Annotated in this window: 18 protein-coding genes and 1 tRNA gene; 16 read left to right on the forward strand and 3 right to left on the reverse strand. The window is 71.4% G+C overall.

Annotation, left to right across the window (positions count from 1 at the left end; translation table 11 throughout):
- Positions 1–45: 45 nt before the first annotated feature.
- From ACYVK5_RS08405 to ACYVK5_RS08415, 3 genes are all read left to right on the forward strand, one after another.
- Positions 46–127: transfer RNA gene (locus ACYVK5_RS08405), tRNA-Leu, on the forward strand.
- Positions 128–471: 344 nt separating this feature from the next.
- Complete coding sequence (locus ACYVK5_RS08410; protein WP_460703954.1) at positions 472–1,089, forward strand: ANTAR domain-containing response regulator; 618 nt, start codon at positions 472–474, stop codon at positions 1,087–1,089.
- Between the two features lie 177 nt (positions 1,090–1,266).
- A complete protein-coding gene (locus ACYVK5_RS08415; protein WP_460703773.1) occupies positions 1,267–1,932 on the forward strand; it encodes a GNAT family N-acetyltransferase in 666 nt (221 codons plus the stop codon).
- 33 nt (positions 1,933–1,965) lie between these two features.
- On the opposite strand, the gene ACYVK5_RS08420 is transcribed toward ACYVK5_RS08415, so the two are convergent.
- Positions 1,966–2,349 carry a hotdog fold thioesterase gene (locus ACYVK5_RS08420; protein ID WP_460703956.1) on the reverse strand — a complete coding sequence of 128 codons (384 nt, stop codon included), beginning with the start codon at positions 2,347–2,349 and terminating at the stop codon, positions 1,966–1,968.
- Between the two features lie 61 nt (positions 2,350–2,410).
- On the opposite strand from ACYVK5_RS08420, the gene polA reads away from it, so the two are divergent.
- A complete protein-coding gene (gene polA / locus ACYVK5_RS08425; protein ID WP_460703775.1) occupies positions 2,411–5,146 on the forward strand; it encodes a DNA polymerase I in 2,736 nt (911 codons plus the stop codon).
- A gap of 37 nt (positions 5,147–5,183) precedes the next feature.
- Here polA and ACYVK5_RS08430 read toward each other — a convergent pair whose 3' ends face one another.
- Complete coding sequence (locus ACYVK5_RS08430) at positions 5,184–6,101, reverse strand: class I SAM-dependent methyltransferase (protein ID WP_460703958.1); 918 nt, start codon at positions 6,099–6,101, stop codon at positions 5,184–5,186.
- A 237-nt stretch (positions 6,102–6,338) separates the two neighbouring features.
- On the opposite strand from ACYVK5_RS08430, the gene ACYVK5_RS08435 reads away from it, so the two are divergent.
- The 10 genes from ACYVK5_RS08435 (at position 6,339) to ACYVK5_RS08480 (ending at position 19,999) form a co-directional block, all read left to right on the forward strand.
- A complete protein-coding gene (locus tag ACYVK5_RS08435) occupies positions 6,339–7,985 on the forward strand; it encodes an ABC transporter substrate-binding protein (RefSeq protein ID WP_460703777.1) in 1,647 nt (548 codons plus the stop codon).
- Positions 7,986–8,189: 204 nt separating this feature from the next.
- Positions 8,190–9,197, forward strand: a complete 1,008-nt coding sequence (locus tag ACYVK5_RS08440) for an ABC transporter permease (protein ID WP_460703779.1) — start codon at positions 8,190–8,192, stop codon at positions 9,195–9,197.
- A 56-nt stretch (positions 9,198–9,253) separates the two neighbouring features.
- Entirely contained in the window at positions 9,254–10,180 is a 927-nt protein-coding gene (locus tag ACYVK5_RS08445; protein WP_460703960.1) for an ABC transporter permease, read from the forward strand.
- Entirely contained in the window at positions 10,177–11,928 is a 1,752-nt protein-coding gene (locus ACYVK5_RS08450; RefSeq protein ID WP_460703781.1) for a dipeptide ABC transporter ATP-binding protein, read from the forward strand. The genes ACYVK5_RS08445 and ACYVK5_RS08450 overlap by 4 nt, the downstream gene beginning before the upstream one ends.
- Positions 11,929–12,098: 170 nt before the next feature.
- Entirely contained in the window at positions 12,099–13,580 is a 1,482-nt protein-coding gene (rpsA, locus tag ACYVK5_RS08455; RefSeq protein WP_460703783.1) for a 30S ribosomal protein S1, read from the forward strand.
- 264 nt (positions 13,581–13,844) lie between these two features.
- On the forward strand, positions 13,845–15,077 hold the full coding sequence (locus tag ACYVK5_RS08460) for a cytochrome P450 family protein (protein ID WP_460703785.1): 1,233 nt from the start codon (positions 13,845–13,847) through the stop codon (positions 15,075–15,077).
- A 175-nt stretch (positions 15,078–15,252) separates the two neighbouring features.
- Positions 15,253–15,918 carry a dephospho-CoA kinase gene (coaE, locus tag ACYVK5_RS08465; protein WP_460703787.1) on the forward strand — a complete coding sequence of 222 codons (666 nt, stop codon included), beginning with the start codon at positions 15,253–15,255 and terminating at the stop codon, positions 15,916–15,918.
- Positions 15,915–16,592 carry a pyroglutamyl-peptidase I gene (locus ACYVK5_RS08470; protein WP_460703789.1) on the forward strand — a complete coding sequence of 226 codons (678 nt, stop codon included), beginning with the start codon at positions 15,915–15,917 and terminating at the stop codon, positions 16,590–16,592. Before coaE ends, ACYVK5_RS08470 begins: the two co-directional genes overlap by 4 nt.
- A gap of 50 nt (positions 16,593–16,642) precedes the next feature.
- A complete protein-coding gene (uvrB, locus tag ACYVK5_RS08475; protein ID WP_460703791.1) occupies positions 16,643–18,754 on the forward strand; it encodes an excinuclease ABC subunit UvrB in 2,112 nt (703 codons plus the stop codon).
- A gap of 243 nt (positions 18,755–18,997) precedes the next feature.
- A complete protein-coding gene (locus tag ACYVK5_RS08480; protein WP_460703793.1) occupies positions 18,998–19,999 on the forward strand; it encodes a TerC family protein in 1,002 nt (333 codons plus the stop codon).
- 36 nt (positions 20,000–20,035) lie between these two features.
- Here the strand turns inward: ACYVK5_RS08480 and ACYVK5_RS08485 are convergent, their stop codons facing one another.
- A complete protein-coding gene (locus ACYVK5_RS08485) occupies positions 20,036–20,776 on the reverse strand; it encodes an MBL fold metallo-hydrolase (protein WP_460703795.1) in 741 nt (246 codons plus the stop codon).
- Between the two features lie 216 nt (positions 20,777–20,992).
- Between ACYVK5_RS08485 and ACYVK5_RS08490 the strand changes: the two genes are divergently transcribed.
- Both ACYVK5_RS08490 and ACYVK5_RS08495 read left to right on the forward strand, forming a co-directional pair.
- Positions 20,993–21,229, forward strand: a complete 237-nt coding sequence (locus ACYVK5_RS08490; RefSeq protein WP_460703797.1) for a hypothetical protein — start codon at positions 20,993–20,995, stop codon at positions 21,227–21,229.
- Positions 21,230–21,383: 154 nt separating this feature from the next.
- On the forward strand, positions 21,384–21,689 hold the full coding sequence (locus tag ACYVK5_RS08495; protein ID WP_460703799.1) for a YciI family protein: 306 nt from the start codon (positions 21,384–21,386) through the stop codon (positions 21,687–21,689).
- Positions 21,690–21,741: the final 52 nt, after the last annotated feature.

Raw genomic sequence — 21,741 nt, forward strand, 5'->3', positions numbered from 1 at the left:
CGGATATAGTGGTGGCCGCACGACGGCGATCGTGCGGCCACCCCGGCCCGCCTGGCGGAACTGGCAGACGCGCGCGACTCAAAATCGTGTCTCTTCGGAGGTGAGGGTTCGAGTCCCTCGGCGGGCACGAGACGGAGGCCGTGCTGTGCCCGCGGTGAGCGCGGCCACAGCACGGCCGTTGTTCGTGAACGGCACCTGTGGGCCGCGGTGCGCGACCACCGCCCCGGTCACCGGCGCGACGAACGGACCCTCGTCGGTCGACACCCGATTCACCGTGACGCCGGGGCTGTCCGGGCGGTGTCCGCCATGTGGACCGCGGCGGAGTGACGAAGAACAACTCGCCCGGAGGCAGGTCGGCAAGCTGCGCACGGTGACCGGACAAGTAGGATGTGACCCGTGACCGACGAGACCACTCCCACGACCGAGGCGACCGCGGGCGACGCCAGCCAGGTAGAGCTGGATCTGCCTCCGATGACGGAGGAGGCGAAGGCCGAGGAAGCCGCCCGGGCCCGTGCCCCGCGGCGCGCCGTCGTCGCCGAGGACGAGGCACTGATCCGCATGGACGTGGTGGAGACGCTGCGTGAGGCGGGGTTCGACGTCGTCGGCGAGGCCGGCGACGGCGAGACCGCCGTGAACCTGGCGCTCGAGCTCAAGCCCGACGTCGTCGTCATGGACGTCAAGATGCCCGAGCTGGACGGCATCTCGGCGGCCGAGCGGATCGGCAAGGCGCACGCCGCTCCGGTGGTGCTGCTGACGGCGTTCTCCCAGACCGAGCTCGTCGAGCGGGCGCGCGACGCCGGCGCGATGGCGTACGTCGTCAAGCCGTTCACCCCGGCCGACCTGCTCCCCTCGGTGGAGATCGCCATCTCCCGGTACCAGCAGCTCGGAGCCCTCGAGGCCGAGGTCACCGACCTCAAGGAGCGGTTCGAGACCCGCAAGCGGGTCGACCGCGCCAAGGGCCTGCTCATGACGAAGATGGGCCTGACGGAGCCGGAGTCGTTCCGCTGGATCCAGAAGACGTCGATGGACCGCCGGCTGACGATGCGCGAGGTCGCCGACGCCGTGATCGATCAGGTCGGGAACTCCTGAGCGGTTCCGCGGTGGACGAGGCTCAGGAGACGCCTCCGCGGCGGCCTGGCCTCGGGACTTGGCCACGGCGGGGCCTGGGGCCTATTCTCGTGCGCTGAGTCGGACGGTCGTCCAAGACGGTCCGGCACCCGCGGGAGCCCAGACCGCGCGGGGGTGTGCGAGCTGCGGAGGTGGCGAGTGAGAGAGCGAGCGGCAGTCGAGGTGAGGTCGGCGGGTCCCGCCGACCTGGAGGCGATCGCGGATCTCGCGGTACGCGGACGCGACGAGTCGCCCGCCGGCGCGCAGGTGACCGCGGGCGATCACGAACGGCTCCGGGAACAGCTCTCCGTGCTGCTCGCCGTCGACGGGCACGTGCTCGTCGCCGAGCGCGGCGGGCGGATCGTGGGCGTCGTGCTCGGCCGCGTCGTGGGCCCGCACCTGTTCATGCTCCGGCCCGCGCTGTACCTGGACACCGTGTTCGTGGCGCCCGACGCGCGGCGTCGCGGCGTCGGGCACGCGCTCCTGCGCGCCGTGGCCGTCCTGGCGCTCGAGAACGACTGCGACGAGGTCTACGCCGCGCCCGTGGCCGGCACCCGCGGCGTGCAGCGCTTCCTGGCGCGCCTGGGCTTCGCCCCGGCCTGCGGCCACCGCGTCGCGCCGACCACCACCCTGCTGCGCCGCCTCGCCCAGGACAGCCCGTTCGCGAAGGACGCGGACCAGCACCGGCGCCGACCCGTCCGGGCCGGCCTCGAGGACCTCATCGCGAGGCGCCGGCGCGCCCGCTCCGCGGAGTCGGGCCCGCTCGACCTCCGTGCCGTCCCGGCCGCCGTCGAGGAGTCCCACCCGGAACACGTCCCGGGCTGACCCGGCGCCGACGGCCCGGCGCGGAAGGCGGGGTCAGCCGCCGATGATCATGCACGTGAGACGAGCCGTGCAGACCCGCCTGTTCCTCTCGTCCGTGATGACGATCTCGTAGCCCGCCGTCGTGCGGCCCAGATGGATGGCGGTCGCGACCCCCGTGACCGTGCCCGAGCGGACGCCGCGGTGGTGGGTCGCGTTGAGGTCGATCCCCACGGCCTGACGGCCCGCACCCGCGTGCACCTGGGCCGCCACCGACGCGAGGGTCTCGGCGAGAACCGCCGACGAGCCACCGTGGAGGAGCCCCGCCGGCTGCGTGTTGCCCTCCACCGGCATCCGCCCCGACGTCCGCTCCGCGGAGATCTCCGTGAACTCGATGCCGAGCTTGTCGATCACCGTCACCTCGGGGGCGTCCGGGTACATCGCGCGCATGTCCAGCGCGCCGCGGGGGGTGCTCACAGCGCCACCGGGCTGAGTGTCAGTCATGGGGGATAGGTTTGCACCCGTGACGACCGAAGCGCGAACCGACCTCCCTTCCGGCGCCCCCGCCGGCACCCGCCCCCGGCTGCTCCTCGTGGACGGCCACTCCATGGCCTACCGGGCGTTCTTCGCCCTGCCCGACACGCTGGCCACCACCTCCGGGCAGGTCACCAACGCGGTGTTCGGTTTCACCTCGATGCTCACCAACCTCCTGCGGGACGAGCAGCCCACGCACGCCGCCGTCGCCTTCGACGCCGGCCGCGTCACCTTCCGCACCGAGAGGTACCCGGAGTACAAGGCGGGCCGCGCCGCGACACCCGACGAGTTCCGCTCCCAGGTACCGCTCATCCACGAGGTGCTCGACGCCCTGCACATGCGGTACCTGTCGGCCGAGGGCATCGAGGCCGACGACATCCTCGCCACCCTCGCCGCGCAGGCGTCCGCCGCCGGCATGGAGGTGCTCGTCTGCTCCGGCGACCGCGACGCCCTCCAGCTCGTGAACGCCGACGTCACCGTGCTCTACCCCGTCAAGGGCGTCTCCGAGCTGGCCCGCATGACACCCGACGCCGTCGAGGGCAAGTACGGGGTGCCGCCGCGGCAGTACCCTGACCTCGCCGCCCTCGTCGGGGAGAAGAGCGACAACCTCCCGGGCATCCCCGGCGTCGGCCCCAAGACCGCCGCGAAGTGGGTCACCACCTTCGGCGGCCTCGACGAACTGCTCGCCCGCGCCGACGAGGTCAAGGGCAAGGCGGGGGAGAAGCTCCGCGACCACCTCGACCAGGTGCGCACCAACCGCGAGCTCAACGCACTCCTCACCGACGTCACCCTCGACGCCGGCCTCGACGACCTCGCCCTGACGCCCTTCGACCGCGAGGCCGTGCACCGCGTCTCCGACGCGCTGCAGTTCGGCCAGATGCGCGACCGGATCCTCGCCGTCGACCCGGCCGGCGAGCCGGAGGCCGAGGACGCCGCCGGCAGCATCGAGATCGAGGTGGACGACGTCGCCCCCGGCGGCCTCGCCGACTGGCTCGCCGCCCGCACCGGCCGCCTCGGCCTCGACGTCTCCGGCACGACGACACCCGCGGGCGGGGACGCCTGGAAGGTGGCCGTCGCGAGCCCGGACGGACACGCCGTCGTGTACGACACCGCGGACCTGGGACCCGACGACGACAAGGCGCTCGCGGCCTGGCTCGCCGACGAGGCCGCGCCGAAGGTGGTGCACGGCGCGAAGGCCGCGTGGCACGCGCTCGCGGGGCGTGGCTGGGAGCTGCGGGGCGTCGACTTCGACACCGAGCTGGCCGCCTACCTGTGCCACCCGGACCAGCGGGGCTACGACCTCGGTGACCTCGCGGAGCGGCACCTGGGGCGGCGCCTCGGCGAGGCGCCGCCCGCCGCGCAGGGCGCGCTCGACCTCGACCTGGACGGTGGAGCCACCGGAGAGGTGGAGGCGGCGCGCGCCGCCGCCGTCGGCGACCTGGCCGGGGTGCTCGCCGGTGAGCTGACGGATCGCGGGGCGTCGCACCTGCTGGCCGACGTCGAGCTGCCGCTGTCGCGGGTCCTGGCGTCCATGGAGCACGCCGGGATCGCGGCCGACGTCGACCACCTGACGGACCTGGAGAAGCACTTCGCGGCCGGCGTCGCCGACGCCGCCGCGGCGGCGTTCGACGTGATCGGGCGGGAGGTGAACCTCGGCAGCCCCAAGCAGCTGCAGGAGGTGCTCTTCGACCAGCTCGCGATGCCGAAGACGAAGAAGATCAAGACCGGCTGGACCACGGACGCGGCGGCGCTGCAGGATCTGTTCGCCCGGACGCAGCACCCGTTCCTGGAGCACCTGCTCGCCCACCGCGACGTCACTCGCCTGCGCACCACGGTCGAGGGACTGCTGCGGACCGTCGCGCCGGACGGGCGGATCCACACGACGTTCCACCAGACCATCGCCGCGACGGGCCGGCTCAGTTCGGTCGACCCGAACCTGCAGAACATTCCCGTCCGGACGGAGGCGGGCCGGCGCATCCGGCGGGCGTTCGTCGTGGGCCCGGGGTACGAGACCCTGCTGACGGCGGACTACAGCCAGATCGAGATGCGGATCATGGCGCACCTGTCCGGCGACGAGGGCCTGATCAGCGCCTTCCGCACGGGGGAGGACCTGCACCGCTACGTGGGGTCGCGCGTGTTCCAGGTGGCCCCCGAGGACGTCACGGCGGAGATGCGCGCCAAGGTCAAGGCCATGAGCTACGGCCTGGCGTACGGCCTGAGCGCGTTCGGGCTGTCGCAGCAGCTCGGCATCTCGACGGGCGAGGCACAGAGCCTCATGGACGACTACTTCGAGCGGTTCGGCGGCGTGCGGGACTACCTCACCGGCGTCGTCGAGGAGGCGCGCGCCACGGGATGGACCGCGACGGTGCTGGGGCGGCGGCGCTACCTGCCGGACCTCACCAGCGACAACCGGCAGCGCCGTCAGATGGCGGAGCGGATGGCGCTCAACGCCCCCATCCAGGGGTCGGCGGCAGACATCATCAAGCTCGCCATGCTGGGCGTGCGGCGCGAGATCGATGCCCAGGGCCTCGAGTCCCGCGTCCTGCTGCAGGTGCACGACGAGCTCGTGGTGGAGGTCGCCCCGGGCGAGCGCGCCGCGATGGAGGGGCTCCTGCGCGCGCAGATGGGCGCGGCCTTCGAGCTGGACGTCCCCCTGGAGGTCTCGGTGGGTGCGGGCCAGAACTGGCACGACGCGGCGCACTGACGGCGCCGGGCGGGGGTCCGCGCGTCCGGTGCGGGTCTCAGTCCTTGCGGGTGACGAAGACGGCCGTGCCCGGGAGGTACCGGCCGCGTTCCGGGCCCCAGCCGCCCCACACCTCGGTGTTCCAGGCGGGCCACTCCGGCTCGACCAGGTCGACGAGGCGCAGCCCGGCCGCCGCGACGTCGCGCACGTGGTCGCCGGTCGTCCGGTGGTACTCGGCGTAGGCGACCCGTCCGGCGTCGTCGGTCTCGACGTACGGGCGGCGGTCGAAGTAGGAGCGCGTCGCGGTGAGCCCGCCCGCCGTCGGGTCGTCGGGGAACGCCCAGCGCAGCGGGTGCGTCACCGAGAACACCCAGCGGCCGCCCGGACGCAGGACACGGGCGGCCTCGGCGTGCACCCGCCCGGCGTCGGGCACGAACGGGATCGCCCCGAACGAGGTGAAGACGACGTCGAAGCTCCCGTCCGCGAACGGGAGCGCGCGGGCGTCGGCCTGCACCCTGGGCACTCTGTCCCCGCCGACGCCGATCACGAGGTTCCCGTCACCGTCACGAGGTTGTCGCGCGTCGGCCGGGAGGGGGGACAGGGAACCTCGTGCACGCGCCGGAGACCGCGTGCTCGTCGCCCGGCTCGGCGTCGGCGAAACGCTCCGCGCCCTGCCCTCGGCGAGCATGTGCCAGGAGATGTCGGTCGCCACCACGCGCGCGCCCTGCCCGGCGAGCCAGCCGGAGCACTGCGCCGCGCCGGCGCCGATCTCCAGGACGTCGCGACCGGCGACGTCGCCCAGGAGGCCGGCCTCGGCCTCGGTGAGGCCCTCGGGACCCCAGCGGAGCTCGTCCGCGAGGAAGCCGTCATGGTCGTCGAGGTACTCGCCGGCGTTGGCGTCCCACCAGCCGCGTGAGGCCGCGCCGCCCTCGTGGTCGGGCACGTCGCGGTATCCGTAGTCGCGCACGGAGGACATCCTCTCGCGACCGCCCGCCAGGCGCGCCACCTGCGCCGCGGCGACGGGCGCCGGCACGGACCTCGCCGAAGGCGGGGGATGGTCCCATAGCATGCCCCCGCCGGTCACGAATCGATCACGATATGGACAACTGGCATACAGCGAAACACCCGCGCAACCCGGGTGTACCTAGAGTCGGGCGCACACCACGCAGCGGCGCGCGTAACCTGCTCGCCGCGTCCGATGGAAGGAGACGCCATGCGTCTGGGTTCACTGCGCCGGCTGGGGGCGCCTGTCGCGCTCGCGGCTGCCGGCGCCGTCGCGCTGTCCGGTTGCGTCGCGAGCGAGCGCGACGACGAGGGTTCCGGCGGTGACGGCACGAAGGACACGTTCGTGTTCGCCGCGTCGGCCGAGCCTGCCACGCTCGACCCCGCCTTCGCCTCCGACGGCGAGTCGTTCCGGGTCGCGCGGCAGATCTTCGAGGGGCTGGTCGGTGTCGCGCCCGGCACCGCGGAGCCCGAGCCGCTGCTCGCGGAGAGCTGGGACATCAGCGACGACGGTCTGGAGTACACCTTCCACCTGCTGGAGGGCGTGACGTTCCACGACGGCACGGACTTCGACGCCGAGGCCGTGTGCGCCAACTTCGACCGCTGGTACGACTGGACCGGCCTCGCCGCCCACGAGAACCTCTCGTACTACTACAAGGTCGTGTTCGGCGGCCCGGGCGACGACAGCAAGTACGACTCCTGCGAGGCGGCCGACGCCGGCACCGCCGTCGTCACGCTGAACGCCCCGGTCCCGGAGCTGATCGCCGCGCTGTCGCTCCCGTCGCTGTCCATGCAGTCGCCGACGGCGCTCGAGGAGTACGGCGCCGACGACGTGCAGGGCACCGAGGACGCGCCGCAGCTGACCGACTACGGCCAGGAGCACCCCGTCGGCACCGGCCCGTACCAGTTCGTCGAGTGGGCGTCCGGCGAGAGCGTCACGCTCGAGGCCTACGACGACTACCGCGACGAGATCGCCGACGTGAAGCGCATCATCTTCACGACGATCGCGGACGGCACCGCGCGCCGCCAGGCGCTCGAGGCCGGTGACATCGACGGGTACGACCTCGTCGCCCCGGCCGACGTGGACGCGCTGGACGAGGCGGGCTTCACGCTGCACAACCGCCCCGCCTTCAACATCCTGTACCTCGGCATGAACCAGGCCGCCGAGCCGCTGGACGACCCGCTCGTGCGGCAGGCGATCGCTCACGCGATCGACAAGGAGGGCCTGGCGGAGGCCACACTGCCCGCGGGTACCGAGGTCGCGACCCAGTTCATCCCGTCCACGGTGTCGGGCTACTCCGACGACGTCGCCACCTACGACTACGACCCCGAGCTGGCGATGGACCTGCTCGCCGACGCGGGTGCCGAGGACCTGGAGGTCGAGTTCAACTACCCGACCGAGGTCTCGCGTCCGTACATGCCGGACCCCGCCGCGATCTTCGAGGCCATCTCCGCGGACCTCGAGGAGGTCGGCATCACGGTCACGGCGACGGCCGAGCCGTGGAGCCCGACGTACATCGACACCATCCAGGGCGGCGAGAACCACGGCCTGCACCTGCTGGGCTGGACGGGCGACTACAACGACACCTACAACTTCATCGGGACGTTCTTCGGCTCGGAGTCCCTGGAGTGGGGCTTCGACGAGTCCGAGGTGTTCGAGGCGATCGACGACGCCCGCAACGCGCCGGTCGACGAGCAGGAGGCTGCCTTCGAGCACGCGAACGAGGTCCTCATGGACTTCCTGCCCGGCGTGCCGATCGCGAGCCCGGTGCCGACCCTGGTCGTCGCCCCGAACGTGATCGACTACCCGATCTCCCCGGTGCAGGACGAGGTGTACAGCAGCATCACGTTCGAGTGAGCGTGACATCTCACGGCCTCCACAGGCCGTAACATCGATGCCCGTGCCCGCGGCCGACCGTCGCCGGGTACGGGCATCCATGTGCCACGGAACGAACCGAAGGACCATTGGCATCGACGTGCGGTGCAGCGCAGGGTGCGGGCCGAGGAACGAGGCACGCGCCCGGAGCGGAACCGCAGGAGATGGCGCGAAGAAAGCGATCACATGCTCAGACTCGTCGGGCAGCGGCTGCTGCTCCTGATACCGCTCCTCCTGGGGCTCTCGGTACTGCTGTTCGCCTGGGTGCGGGCGCTGCCGGGCGGGCCGGTCACGGCCATGCTGGGTGAGCGGTACACGCCGGAGGCGGCGGCCGCGATCGAGGCCGAGATGGGGCTCGACCAGCCCCTGATCGTCCAGTACGGCAAATACCTGCTCCGCCTCCTGCAGGGCGACTTCGGGACGTCGCTGCGCAGCGGCCGTCCCGTGCTGGAGGAGTTCATCAACCGCTTCCCCGCGACGATCGAGCTGACCGTGGTCGCCCTGATCTTCGCGATCGGGGTCGGCATCCCGCTCGGCTACCTCGCGGCGCGCCGCTCGGGCACCGTCATCGACCACACCGCCGTGGTCGTGTCGCTGATCGGCGTGACGGTGCCGGTGTTCTTCCTCGCCTTCATCCTCAAGTACTTCTTCGCCGTGGAGCTGGGCTGGTTCCCGACCAGTGGCCGGATGACCCCGACGATGGTGGCCACACATCCCACGAACTTCTACGTCCTGGACGGGATACTCACCGCCGAGTGGGACGCCGCCTGGGACGCGCTGGTACACCTGATCCTGCCGGGCATCGCGCTGGGCACCATCCCGCTGGCGATCATCGCCCGCATGACCCGCGCCGCGGTGTCCGAGGTGCAGAACGCGGACTACGTGCGCACGGCCCGCGCCAAGGGCATCAAGCCCGCACGCCTGCGCACCGAGCACATCCTGCGCAACGCCATGCTGCCCGTGATGACCACTATCGGGCTCCAGGTGGGACTGCTGCTGTCGGGCGCGGTGCTCACCGAGACGGTCTTCGCGTTCGCCGGCATCGGCAGCTTCCTCGCCGAAGCGGTGTTCAACGCCGACTACCCGGTGCTGCAGGGCTTCGTCCTGCTCATCGCCGTGACGTATGCCCTGGTGAACCTGCTCGTCGACGTGTCGTACGGGCTGATCGACCCGCGCCTGAGGAGGCAGCAGTGAGCGCCAACGAGCTTCCCCCCACCTCGGGGCCCGGCGGCGGCGCGGCGAACGCGCCCCTGCACGAACCGGCGTCGATCCACGGCGACGACGGCGGCACGTCCGGCGCCGACCACTCCGGCGAGGGCGTGTGGCGGCGCGCCTGGCGCACGCTGCGCAGGAACCCCGTGGCGATCGCCGGGTTCGCCATCGTGGCGGCGTTCGTGATCGTGGCCGTCCTCGCGCCGCTGATCGCGCCCTACGGCCCGCACGAACTGCCCGGGCGCTCGGAGATCCGGCCCACGTCCATCCCCGGGCCGTCGGCCGAGTACTGGCTCGGCCTGGACCGGTACGGCGGCGACGTGTTCTCCAAGCTGATCTGGGGCGCTCGCGCCTCCCTGCTGGTCGGCGTCGTCTCGACGCTCTTCGGCCTGACCGGCGGCATGTTCATCGGCCTGCTCGCGGGCTGGTTCGGCGGCAAGGTCGACTTCGCCGCCATGCGCCTGGTCGACCTCATGCTGTCGGTGCCCTCCCTGCTGCTGGCCGTCTCGATCGCCGCGATCGCGGGCCAGTCGCAGATGTCGGTGATCGTGGCCATCGGCGTCGTCCAGGTACCGATCTTCGCCCGGCTGCTGCGCGGGTCGATGCTCGCCCAGCGCGGGCAGGACTACGTGCTGGCGGCCTCCGCGCTCGGCCTGACGCGGCGCTCGGTGACGATGAGCCACGTGCTGCCGAACTCGGTGGGACCGGTCATCGTGCAGGCCACGCTGACCCTCGCGACGGCGGTCATCGAGGCCGCGGCGCTGTCCTTCCTGGGCCTGGGCGGCGGCGAGCCGTCCACGGCGGAGTGGGGCCGGATGCTGACGGCGGCCCAGCAGGAGCTCGCGGTCGCACCGCGCCTGGCGATCCTGCCCGGCGTCTGCATCGCGATCACCGCCCTCGGCTTCACCCTCGTGGGCGAGAGCCTGCGCGAGGCCCTCGACCCGCGGAACAGGACCCGGCGATGAGCGACGAGAAGGACACGATGAACGAACCCACCGCCGCGGCGGACACCGGCCCCGGCGCGGACGCGGCCGACGTCGTGCTGCGGATCGAGGACCTGGCCGTCGACTTCCGTACCGAGGGCGGCGCGGCACGCGTCGTGCGCGACGCGAACCTGACCGTCCGCCGTGGCGAGACGGTGGCGATCGTCGGCGAGTCCGGGTCGGGCAAGACGACCCTCGCGATGGCCGTCCTCGGGCTGCTCGCGAGCAACGGCTCCGTGGCCGAGGGGCACATCTGGTTCCAGGGCGAGGACCTCGGTCAGGCCGGCTCGCAGCGCCTGGCGCGCCTGCGCGGCACCGACCTGGGTCTGGTCCCGCAGGATCCGATGACCAACCTCGACCCGGTGATGCGGATCGGGCGGCAGATCGACGAGGGCCTCATCGACAACGGCCTGCGGACGCGCCGCAACGCGCGCGTCCGCACGGTCGAGTTGCTCGACGAGGTGGGGCTGCCCGACGCCGGCCGCCGCGCCTCGCAGTACCCGCACGAGTTCTCCGGCGGCATGCGGCAGCGCGCGCTCATCGCGATGGGCCTGTCGGGCCGCCCGTCGCTGCTGGTCGCGGACGAGCCGACGTCGGCCCTCGACGTCACGGTGCAGCGGGGCATCCTCGACCAGCTGTCCGACCTGACCCACGAGCTCGGCACCGCCGTGCTGCTCATCACGCACGACCTCGGCCTGGCCGCCGAGCGGGCCGACAAGGTCGTGGTCATGTACCGCGGCGAGATCGTGGAGCAGGGGCCGGCGCGCGACGTGCTGATGAACCCGCGGCACGAGTACACGCGGCGGCTCATGGCGTCGGCGCCGTCGCTGGCGTCGCGACGTATCGAGATCGCGCGCGAACGCGGGCTGGACGACGTCCTCGACCAGACGCTGCTGGCGCACGAGGACGGCGGCGCGGGCGGCGCCGGCGCGCCGCTCGTCAGCGTGCGGGACGTCACGAAGGTGTTCCGCATCCGCGGGCAGGGCCTGCTGGGGCGCGGCAAGGACTTCACGGCCGTGGACGGCGTGAGCCTCGACGTCCCGCGCGGCTCGACCGTCGCGGTGGTGGGCGAGTCCGGCTCGGGCAAGTCCACGCTGGCGCGGATGATCCTCGACATCGAGACGCCGACCGCCGGCACGATCCACTTCGACGGCCGGCCCGCCGGCGGGACGAACCAGGCCGAGCGGATCGCCTACCGGCGCCGCGTCCAGCCCGTGTTCCAGGACCCGTACTCGTCGCTCGACCCGATGTACTCCGTGTTCCGGGCCATCGAGGAGCCCCTGCGGGCGCACCGCTTCGGCGACCCGGACGCACGCCGGGAGCGGGTCGAGGAACTCGCCGAGCAGGTGGCGCTCGGCAAGGGCCTGTTGCGGCGGTTCCCGTCGGAGCTGTCGGGCGGCCAGCGCCAGCGCGTGGCGATCGCCCGGGCCCTGGCGCTCAAGCCGGAGCTCGTGGTCTGCGACGAGGCGGTCTCCGCGCTCGACGTCGTCGTGCAGGCACAGATCCTGCGGCTGCTCGCCGAGCTGCAGGCGGAACTGGGCCTGACGTACCTGTTCATCACGCACGACCTCGCCGTGGTGCGGCAGATCGCCGACCGCGTGCTCGTGATGCAGGACGGCAGGCTGGTGGAGGAGGGCACCGTGGACGAGGTGTTCGACTCGCCGCGAACGGAGTACACCCGGACCCTGCTCGACGCGATCCCCGGCAAGGACCTGGAGCTCGCGCTCTGAACCGCCGGGCGTTCTCGCACCCCGCCGGGGCGGCCGGCCTCTCGCGTTGACCGCCCCCGCCTGCCATGGCTAGGATGTTCGGCGGTGCCGTGCGCCCACTCATGGGCGCCGCACACCATCATCTGTCCTTGTCCGCACTACGTCATGTCCGCATCGGAGCATCGAACTCAATGACCATCTCCACCACGAAGTCTGCGCCTCAGGTCGCCGTCAACGACATCGGCACCGAGGACGACTTTCTTGCCGCCGTCGACGCCACCATCAAGTACTTCAACGATGGTGACATCGTCGAAGGCACGATCGTCAAGGTGGACCGTGACGAGGTTCTCCTCGACATCGGTTACAAGACCGAGGGCGTCATCCCTTCCCGGGAGCTCTCGATCAAGCACGACGTCGACCCCGGCGAGGTCGTCGCCGTCGGTGACGACGTCGAGGCCCTGGTCCTCCAGAAGGAGGACAAGGAAGGCCGCCTGATCCTGTCCAAGAAGCGCGCCCAGTACGAGCGCGCCTGGGGCACGATCGAGAAGATCAAGGAGGAGGACGGCGTCGTCACCGGCACCGTCATCGAGGTCGTCAAGGGTGGCCTCATCCTCGACATCGGCCTCCGCGGCTTCCTCCCCGCCTCCCTCGTGGAGATGCGTCGCGTCCGCGACCTCCAGCCGTACGTCGGCAAGGAGATCGAGGCGAAGATCATCGAGCTCGACAAGAACCGCAACAACGTGGTCCTGTCGCGCCGCGCCTGGCTGGAGCAGACCCAGTCCGAGGTGCGCTCCACCTTCCTGCAGACCCTGCAGAAGGGCCAGGTGCGCCCCGGCACGGTCTCCTCGATCGTCAACTTCGGTGCGTTCGTCGACCTGGGCGGCGTGGACGGCCTCGTGCACGTCTCCGAGCTCTCCTGGAAGCACATCGACCACCCGTCCGAGGTCGTCGAGGTGGGCCAGGAGGTCACCGTCGAGGTGCTCGACGTCGACTTCGACCGCGAGCGTGTCTCCCTGTCGCTGAAGGCGACGCAGGAGGACCCGTGGCAGACCTTCGCGCGCACCCACGCCATCGGCCAGGTCGTGCCCGGTAAGGTCACCAAGATCGTCCCGTTCGGTGCGTTCGTGCGCGTCGAGGACGGCATCGAGGGCCTCGTGCACATCTCCGAGCTGGCCGTGCGCCACGTGGAGCTCGCCGAGCAGGTCGTGGCGGTCGGCGCCGAGGTCTTCGTCAAGGTCATCGACATCGACCTGGAGCGCCGCCGGATCTCGCTGTCGCTCAAGCAGGCCAACGAGGGCGTGGACCCGGAGTCCGAGGACTTCGACCCCGCGCTGTACGGCATGGCCGCCGAGTACGACGAGCAGGGGAACTACAAGTACCCCGAGGGCTTCGACCCCGAGACCAACGAGTGGCTCGAGGGCTTCGAGACGCAGCGCGAGGCCTGGGAGGCCGAGTACGCCAAGGCGCACGCCCGCTGGGAGGCGCACCGCAAGCAGGTCGCCGAGGCGCTCGCCGCGGACACCGACACCGCCACCGAGGCTCCGGCCCCGGCGGCCGCGTCGTCGTCCTCGTCCTCGTCCTACTCGTCGACTCCGGTCGAGGAGGAGGGCCCCGGGACGCTCGCCTCGGACGAGGCGCTCGCCGCGCTTCGCGAGAAGCTGACCGGCAACTGACCTGAGCCCGTCCGACGGCCCGCCGCCCCTCCGGGGGTCGGCGGGCCGTCGTCGTCCACCCAGGGCGGCGGCTTCCTCAGGCCGCGTCGGGTTCTGGACCGGCCCGCTGTGGGGCTCACGTCGCATAGTCCTCACGGACCACGGGCGTATTACGCGTTCCCCGCTACTTGTGATAAAAACCCAAGATCGGCGTCTATGCAGGTCGCCCATATCTTGATGGATGAGTCGATGGACAACTCGATGAATGGCGACGAGTGGAGGGTCATGTCTGACCGGGAACCGCAGCGGAGCGGAGGTCGGGTAGCACTGGTCGACCTGACCGGCGCGGAGGACATGGCCGCGGCACTGCGGAAGCTGCAGGACGAGTGGGGGCCCGTCGCGCCGGTGGATCTCGAACCCGGGGTTCCCGGTTGGCTCGTGCTGGGGCATGCCGAGGTCATGGCGGTGATGCGTAGAGAGAGCCTCTTCGCCCGCGACCCGCGGCACTGGAGAGAGCAGCTACCGCCGGAGTCGAACCTGCACGCCATCCTGTCTCCGACCGGACGGCGGAACCTGTACTTCGCGGACGGCGCGGAGCACCGGCGGCTGCGGCTCCCGGTGGACGAGGCGTTCTCGAGCATGGACGAGGTGCGCACCGCGGCCTTGGTCCGCGGCGTCTGCGACGGGCTGATCGACTCGTTCGCAACCCGGGGCAACGCCGACCTGATCGGCGAGTACGCGGCGGCGGTGTCATTTCTGGCCGTGTCCGGCATGTTCGGGTTCGACGAGGGACAGGGCTTCGCGCTGGTGCGCTGCGCGATGGGGATCTTCGGCCACGGGGGTGACCCCGTCGCGGCTCTCGAGACGATGGACCGGATCGTGCTGGACCACGTCGCCGCGACTCGGGCGCAGCCGGGACAGAACCTCACGGCCCGCTTCATCGAGCACCCGGCATTCGAGGACGACATCGAGATCGGGCACACCATGGTGGTGGCGATCTGCGCGGCCAACGAGATGTTGATCACCTGGATCGCGGCGACGCTGCGCCGCATGCTGACCGACCCCCGGTACACCGGCCGGGTCACCGGCGTGCGCCGCGGTCTGGACGACGCGATGGACGAGACACTGTGGCGTGAGCCGCCCGTCGCGAATCTGCCGGCCCGGTACGCCGTGACGGACTGCACACTCGGCCAGGCCCGCATCAAGGCCGGTGACGCGATCGTGATGGGCGTGGCCGCGGCGAACAACGACCCGCGCGTGCGAGCGGCGGACGAGCCGTTCGAGGCGGGCAACCAGTCGCACCTGGCGTTCGGCGTCGGACCGCATGCGTGCCCCGCCAAGCGGCCGGGGCGGCTCCTGGTGAAGATCGCCGTGGAGAGCCTCATGAAGCGCCTGGACCTGCGGCTGACCGACCCCGAGGTCACGTGGGCGCCCTCACCGTGGTCGCGTTACCCCGCCACGCTGCCCGTTGCCTTCACTCCCGAGCGCACCGCGGCCCGCACGGCGGCCCGCGTCTGACGGCGGCTCGTCCGGTCGCCGGCTGACCGGCCCGGTGGCCCACCGAGGTCGACGTGCTGAGCTTCGAGGCACTGGTCATCGCCGCCCGTGGTACCCGGCCCGATCCTCGATCGGTCATATCGTGGGCGATCGCGCAACCAGGGCGGAACGTCCGGGCGTCAGGCAGGATAGGGGTATGTTCCGAATCGGCCTCACCGGCGGGATCGCCGCCGGCAAGTCGGTCGCCACACGTCGCCTCGCCGATCTCGGGGCCGTCGTCGTCGACCACGACCAGCTCGCCCGCACCGCCGTCGCCCCGGGGTCCGTCGGACTCGAGGAGATCGCCGAGGCCTTCGGCACCGAGGTGATCGGGGCCGACGGCAGCCTGGACCGCCCCGCGCTCGGCCGCCTGGTGTTCGCCGACGACGACGCACGGGAACGCCTCAACGCGATCGTGCACCCCGAGGTACACCGGCTGTCCGCCGAGCACGAGGCGGAGGCGGCGGCGCGGGACCCCCGAGCCGTCGTCGTGCACGACATCCCTCTGCTCGTCGAGACCGGGCAGGCGGAGGCGTTCCATCTCGTCGTCGTGGTGCATGCGCCGGCCGAGCAGCGGCTGGAGCGCCTCGTCGAGGGGCGGGGCATGGACGCGGAGGAGGCGCGCGGCCGCATCGCGGCACAGGCGAGCGACGAGGACCGGCTCGCCGCGGCCGACGTCGTGCTCGACGGCACGGGGCGCGAGGAAGACCTGAACGCACAGGTCGACGCCCTGTGGGAGCGAGCCCAGCGCGAGGTCGCGCAGGAGGCCGAGGCCGAGGCCGACGACGCGGCCCTGCACGACAGCCGGGCGGCGGGCGCATGAGGGCGCTCGTTACGGGGTTCGAACCGTTCGGCGGCGACGGCGTGAACGCGTCGGCCGAGGCGGTGACACGGCTCGCGGCGACCTGGGAGGCGGAGAGCGGACGCGCGGAGACCGGGGGAGCGGCGCTGGACACGCTGCTGCTGCCCGTCACGTTCGGCGGGGCGTTCGCTCCGGTGCGGGAGGCGATGCTGGCCGCGCGGGAGGAGGGCGCACCGTACGACGTCGTCGTCGGTGTCGGGCTGGCCGCGCAGACCGACGTGATCCGTCTGGAGCGGGTCGCGATCAACGTGGCCGACGCGCGCATCCCCGACAACGCCGGTCACGTCCCCGCCGACGAGCCGCTCGTCGACGCGGGGCCCGCCGCCCACTTCACCGGCTTGCCCGTGAAGGCGGCGCTGGCCGCGCTGCGGGAGGCCGGGATCCCGGCGACCGTCTCCAACACCGCTGGGACGTTCGTCTGCAACGCCCTGTTCTACGCGGTGCGCGAGGCGTTCGGCGACGGCGTGACGGGATTCGTGCATGTGCCGCGGATGACGGAGGAGGCGGTTGATGGTGACCCGGGGCTGCCACTGGACACCCTGGCCGCCGCCCTGCGGATCGTGCTGACCACGTCCCTCGCCGCGGCGCGCGGGGAGCCGCAGGAGACGGCGGTCGCAGCCGGGGCGGAGCACTGAGCCCGACGGCTCGGGAGAACACTGTCAGACAGTCGAACTACCGTAGGACCATGCGCCCCGTCACCGATCTGCAACGGACCGTCGCCCCCATCGAGGTCGTCTCCGAGTACCAGCCCGCCGGAGACCAGCCGTCGGCGATCGCCGAGCTCACCGAGCGGATCCAGGCGGGGGAGAAGGATGTCGTCCTGCTCGGCGCCACCGGGACGGGCAAGAGCGCGACGACCGCGTGGCTGATCGAGAAGCTGCAACGGCCCACGCTCATCATGGCGCCGAACAAGACGCTCGCCGCGCAGCTCACGAGCGAGTTCCGCGAGCTGCTCCCGAACAACGCGGTGGAGTACTTCGTCTCGTACTACGACTATTACCAGCCCGAGGCGTACATCGCGCAGTCGGACACCTACATCGAGAAGGACTCGTCGATCAACGACGAGGTGGAGCGGCTGCGGCACAGCGCGACGTCGTCGCTGCTGACGCGGCGGGACGTGGTCGTGGTGGCGTCGGTGTCGTGCATCTACGGCCTGGGCACGCCGCAGGAGTACGTGGACCGCATGGTGCGGCTCGACATCGGCGACGTCGTGGACCGCGACGAGTTGCTGCGCAAGTTCGTCACCATGCAGTACACCCGGAACGACACCGCGTTCACCCGCGGCACGTTCCGGGTGCGGGGCGACACCGTGGAGATCATCCCGGTGTACGAGGAGCTCGCGGTGCGTATCGAGATGTTCGGCGACGAGATCGAGTCGATCCAGACCCTGCACCCGCTGACCGGTGACGTCGTGCGGAGCGAGCAGAGCGTCCACCTCTTCCCGGCCACGCACTACGTGGCCGGGCCGGAGCGGATGGAGCGGGCGATCACCGGGATCGAGGCGGAGCTCGGCGAGCGGCTCGCGGAGCTGGAGGGGCAGAACAAGCTGCTGGAGGCGCAGCGGCTGCGCATGCGCACCACCTACGACATCGAGATGATGCGGCAGATCGGCACCTGCAGCGGTATCGAGAACTACTCGATGCACATCGACGGGCGCGCGCCCGGCACCGCGCCGAACACCCTGCTCGACTACTTCCCCGAGGACTTCCTGCTGGTCATCGACGAGTCGCACCAGACGGTGCCGCAGATCGGGGCGATGTTCGAGGGCGACATGTCGCGCAAGCGGTCCCTCGTGGACCACGGCTTCCGGCTGCCCAGCGCCATGGACAACCGGCCGCTGCGGTGGGAGGAGTTCACCGAGCGCATCGGGCAGACGGTGTACCTGTCGGCGACCCCCGGGGACTACGAGCGAGCGCTGTCGGACGGCGTCGTGGAGCAGGTCATCCGGCCGACCGGCCTCGTGGACCCGCAGGTCGTGGTCAAGCCGACCACCGGCCAGATCGACGATCTGCTCGGCGAGATCCGCGACCGCGTGGAGAAGGACGAGCGCGTGCTCGTGACCACGCTCACCAAGAAGATGGCGGAGGACCTCACCGACTACTTCCTGGAGCGCGGCGTCCGCGTGCAGTACCTGCACTCCGAGGTGGACACGCTGCGCCGGGTCGAGCTGCTGCGCGAGCTGCGGCTGGGCGAGTTCGACGTGCTGGTCGGCATCAACCTGCTGCGGGAGGGCCTCGACCTGCCCGAGGTGTCCCTGGTCGCGATCCTGGACGCGGACAAGGAGGGCTTCCTGCGCTCCGGCCGGTCCCTCATCCAGACCATCGGCCGCGCGGCCCGCAACGTGTCCGGCCAGGTGCACATGTACGCCGACAAGATCACCCCGGCCATGCGGCAGGCGCTGGACGAGACGGACCGTCGCCGGGCCAAGCAGATCGCGTACAACGAGGCGAACGGCATCGACCCGACCCCGCTGCGCAAGAAGATCGCGGACGTCACCGACATGCTGGCCCGGGAGGACATCGACACCCAGGAGCTGCTGGCCGGTGGCTACCGGAAGGCCGCGGGCGGGGGCGCTCGCGGCAGGGCGCCGGTTCCTGGCGCGCCGAAGGAGGGCGCGGCCACGGGCAACCGGCTCGCGGGCGCGGCGGCGAGCGAGCTGGCCGAGCTCATCCAGGAGCTCACGGAGCAGATGCACGGCGCCGCGGCCGAGCTCCAGTTCGAGGTCGCCGCGCGCCTGCGCGACGAGATCTCGGGCCTGAAGAAGGAGCTGCGGCAGATGCAGGCCGCGACGGCGTGAGCCCCGCCCGCCGCGCGACGGGAACGAGAGCCAGCTCACGTTTCGCGTGAAGGCAATGGTCGCGTACACTTTCCGGCAGGAGGGGAGTATCCCGGAACGGTTCGTTTCGTCAGTACGGGTGACAACGATGTCGCCCCGGGCGGACCGGCTCGCTCAGCAGATCGCCTGTCACATGACGGCGGTGTGTTCGCGGGTAGGGAGAGACCTCCGGTGTCTGACGCTGTCCACCGGAGGTTGAATCTCATGAACGTGTCTGTCTGGGCCTGGGGCCTGACCGTCCTCGCGATCATCGCCTTGATCGCTGTCGACTACTTCGGCCATGTCCGCAAGTCCCACTTCCCGTCCATCGCCGAAGCGGGGCGCTGGTCGCTCGTGTACGTCCTGATCGCGCTCGGGTTCGGCGGGATCGTGTGGTGGGCGTGGGGTCCGCAGTACGGCGGGGAGTACTTCGCCGGCTGGGTCACCGAGAAGTCGCTGAGCGTGGACAACCTGTTCGTGTTCGTGCTCATCCTCGCCAGCTTCAAGGTGCCGCGGGAGTACCAGCAGAAGGTGCTGCTGGTCGGCATCACGATCGCGCTCGTCATGCGGACCGTGTTCATCATGCTCGGCGCCACCCTGGTGGCGCACTTCAGCTGGGTGTTCTACCTGTTCGGCATCTTCCTCCTGTGGACCGCGTGGTCGCAGGCCAAGGGCGGCGGCGACGACGAGGAGTACCACGAGAACGGCCTGCTGCGTCTGGTGCGCCGGGTCTTCCCGGTCACGGACTCGTACGTCGGGGACCGGATGGCCGCCAGGGTCGACGGGCGCCGGATGATCACCCCGATGCTCGTCGTCATGATCGCGATCGGCTCCGCGGACCTCCTGTTCGCCGTGGACTCCATCCCGGCGATCTTCGGCCTCACGCAGGAGGCGTACCTCGTCTTCACGGCCAACGCGTTCGCGCTGCTCGGGCTGCGGCAGCTGTTCTTCCTCATCGACGGCCTGCTGGACAAGCTCGTCTACCTCAACTACGGCCTCGCCGTGATCCTGGGCTTCATCGGGATCAAGCTCGTCAACCACGCACTGCACCTCAACGAGGTCCCGTTCATCAACGGCGGCCACGAGGTCGACCTGATCCCGGACATCCCGACGTCGTTCTCGCTGATCTTCATCGTCGTCGTGCTGGCGATCACGACCGTCGCGTCCCTCCTCAAGGACCGCAGCGACCGGCGCGCCGCCGAGCTCGAGGAGAGCCGCAAGGCGTGAGCCGGCCGGCGACGCCCGGCCCGCCGGGCGTCGCCGTCACCGGCCTCGTTCGCGCCACTCGCCGAGGTGCGGACGCTCCGCGCCGAGCGTCGTGTCGAGTCCGTGGCCCGGGTAGACCCAGGTGTCGTCCCGGTACCGGTCGAAGATCCGGGTGGTGACGTCGCCCAGCAGGGTCGCGAAGCGGTTCGGGTCGTCGTGCGTGTTCCCCAGGCCGCCCGGGAACAGCGCGTCGCCGGTGAACAGGTGGGTCCGCCCGGTGACGGCGCCGTGGAAGGAAACGTTGTCGGGCTCGGTGTAGGCCAGCGCGATCGAGCCCGGCGTGTGCCCGCGCAGGTGGATCACGGCGAGCGTGATCGCCCCGAAGGTGATGGTGTCGCCGTCGGACACGGTGATGTCGATCGGGGTGCCGGTGTCGTGGGCGATGGCGGCGGCGTCGTCCGCGCCCGCCACCGTCCGCGCGCCCGTGACGGCGACGATGTCGGCCAGCGCCCCGAAATGGTCGGCGTGCCGGTGCGTCGTGACGACGAGATCGAGCGGGGGGCCGGCGTCGAGCGGGCCGTCGCCCGGCCCGTCGCCCTCGGACATGTCGATCAGGTCCATGAGCGACTGGGGGTCGGCGGCAGCGTCGATCAGGAGCTGTGCGCCGGTCGCATGGCAGGTCAGGAGGTATGCGTTGCTGTCCATGGGACCCACGGACATCTTGTGGATCGCGATGTCGTCCAGCAGGCGGACCTCGGGATCGCAGCCCGTGACAACATCACCGGTGTAGGGCGCCATGAACGGAGTCTGCCAGGGTTCCGGTCGTCCGCGCACCTGGAGGTGCTGCATCCGGTGTGCGCCTTTCCTCCCGCGGGCCCGTGACCGGGCGCGCGGCGCCCGCACCGGGACGTCCGGTATCCGGCGGATGTTGCATATCGGGGCGGATCACGACATCCTGCGGGCGGCCGGTTCTCACCCGGCCGGAGACACGACCGCAACGACGAAAGGCAAGCCTTGAGCCTGAACCTCGACAACCTCGTCGACAAGGACTTCCGCGGCAAGAGCATCAACGAGATCCTCGCCGCCCCGCCGTCGGCTCTGCTCGGCCTGAGCCCCAAGCACGACGAGGCGCTCGCCGCGCTCAAGATCAAGAGCGTCGCCGACCTGGGCAAGTGGCAGCACGCCGTGAACGCCCAGGCGCTCGTGACGCTGGCGCACGCCGAGGTGGCGGAGACCGCGGCGGACGCGTGACCCGCTCGCTCCGCCGCGTGTGCCCGGGCAGGCCCGGGCGCACCGCGTGAGGCGCCGGCGCCCGCCCCCGGGAGGCCGGGGGCGGGCGCCGGTGTCGCCCCTCCGCGGCGGACGACCGGCGTCGTCAGCGGCCCGACCCGGCAGAATGACCCGTATGACGACCTACGCCGTGACCTACGTGTACGCCGACGACGCCGCCGCGCTGGACGCGCACCGCGCGGACCACCGCGCCTTCCTGCGAGGCCTGCACGAGGCCGGGACGCTCCGGGCGTCGGGCCCGCAGCCCGCGGCCACCTCCGAGGACGGTACGACGACGCCCGGCGGCGCGCTCCTCGTCCTGGAGGCGGACTCGCCGGCGGCGGTACTCGGGATGCTCGACGAGGATCCGTTCCGGAAGGAAGGCCTGGTCACAGCGCGCTCCGTCCGCGAGTGGACGGTCGTGATCGGCGGATTCGCCTGAGGAGACGGGCGGCCGCTCACGAACGTGTCGTAGAACACGCGTGCGAATGTCA

This window comes from Myceligenerans halotolerans (assembly GCF_054782975.1).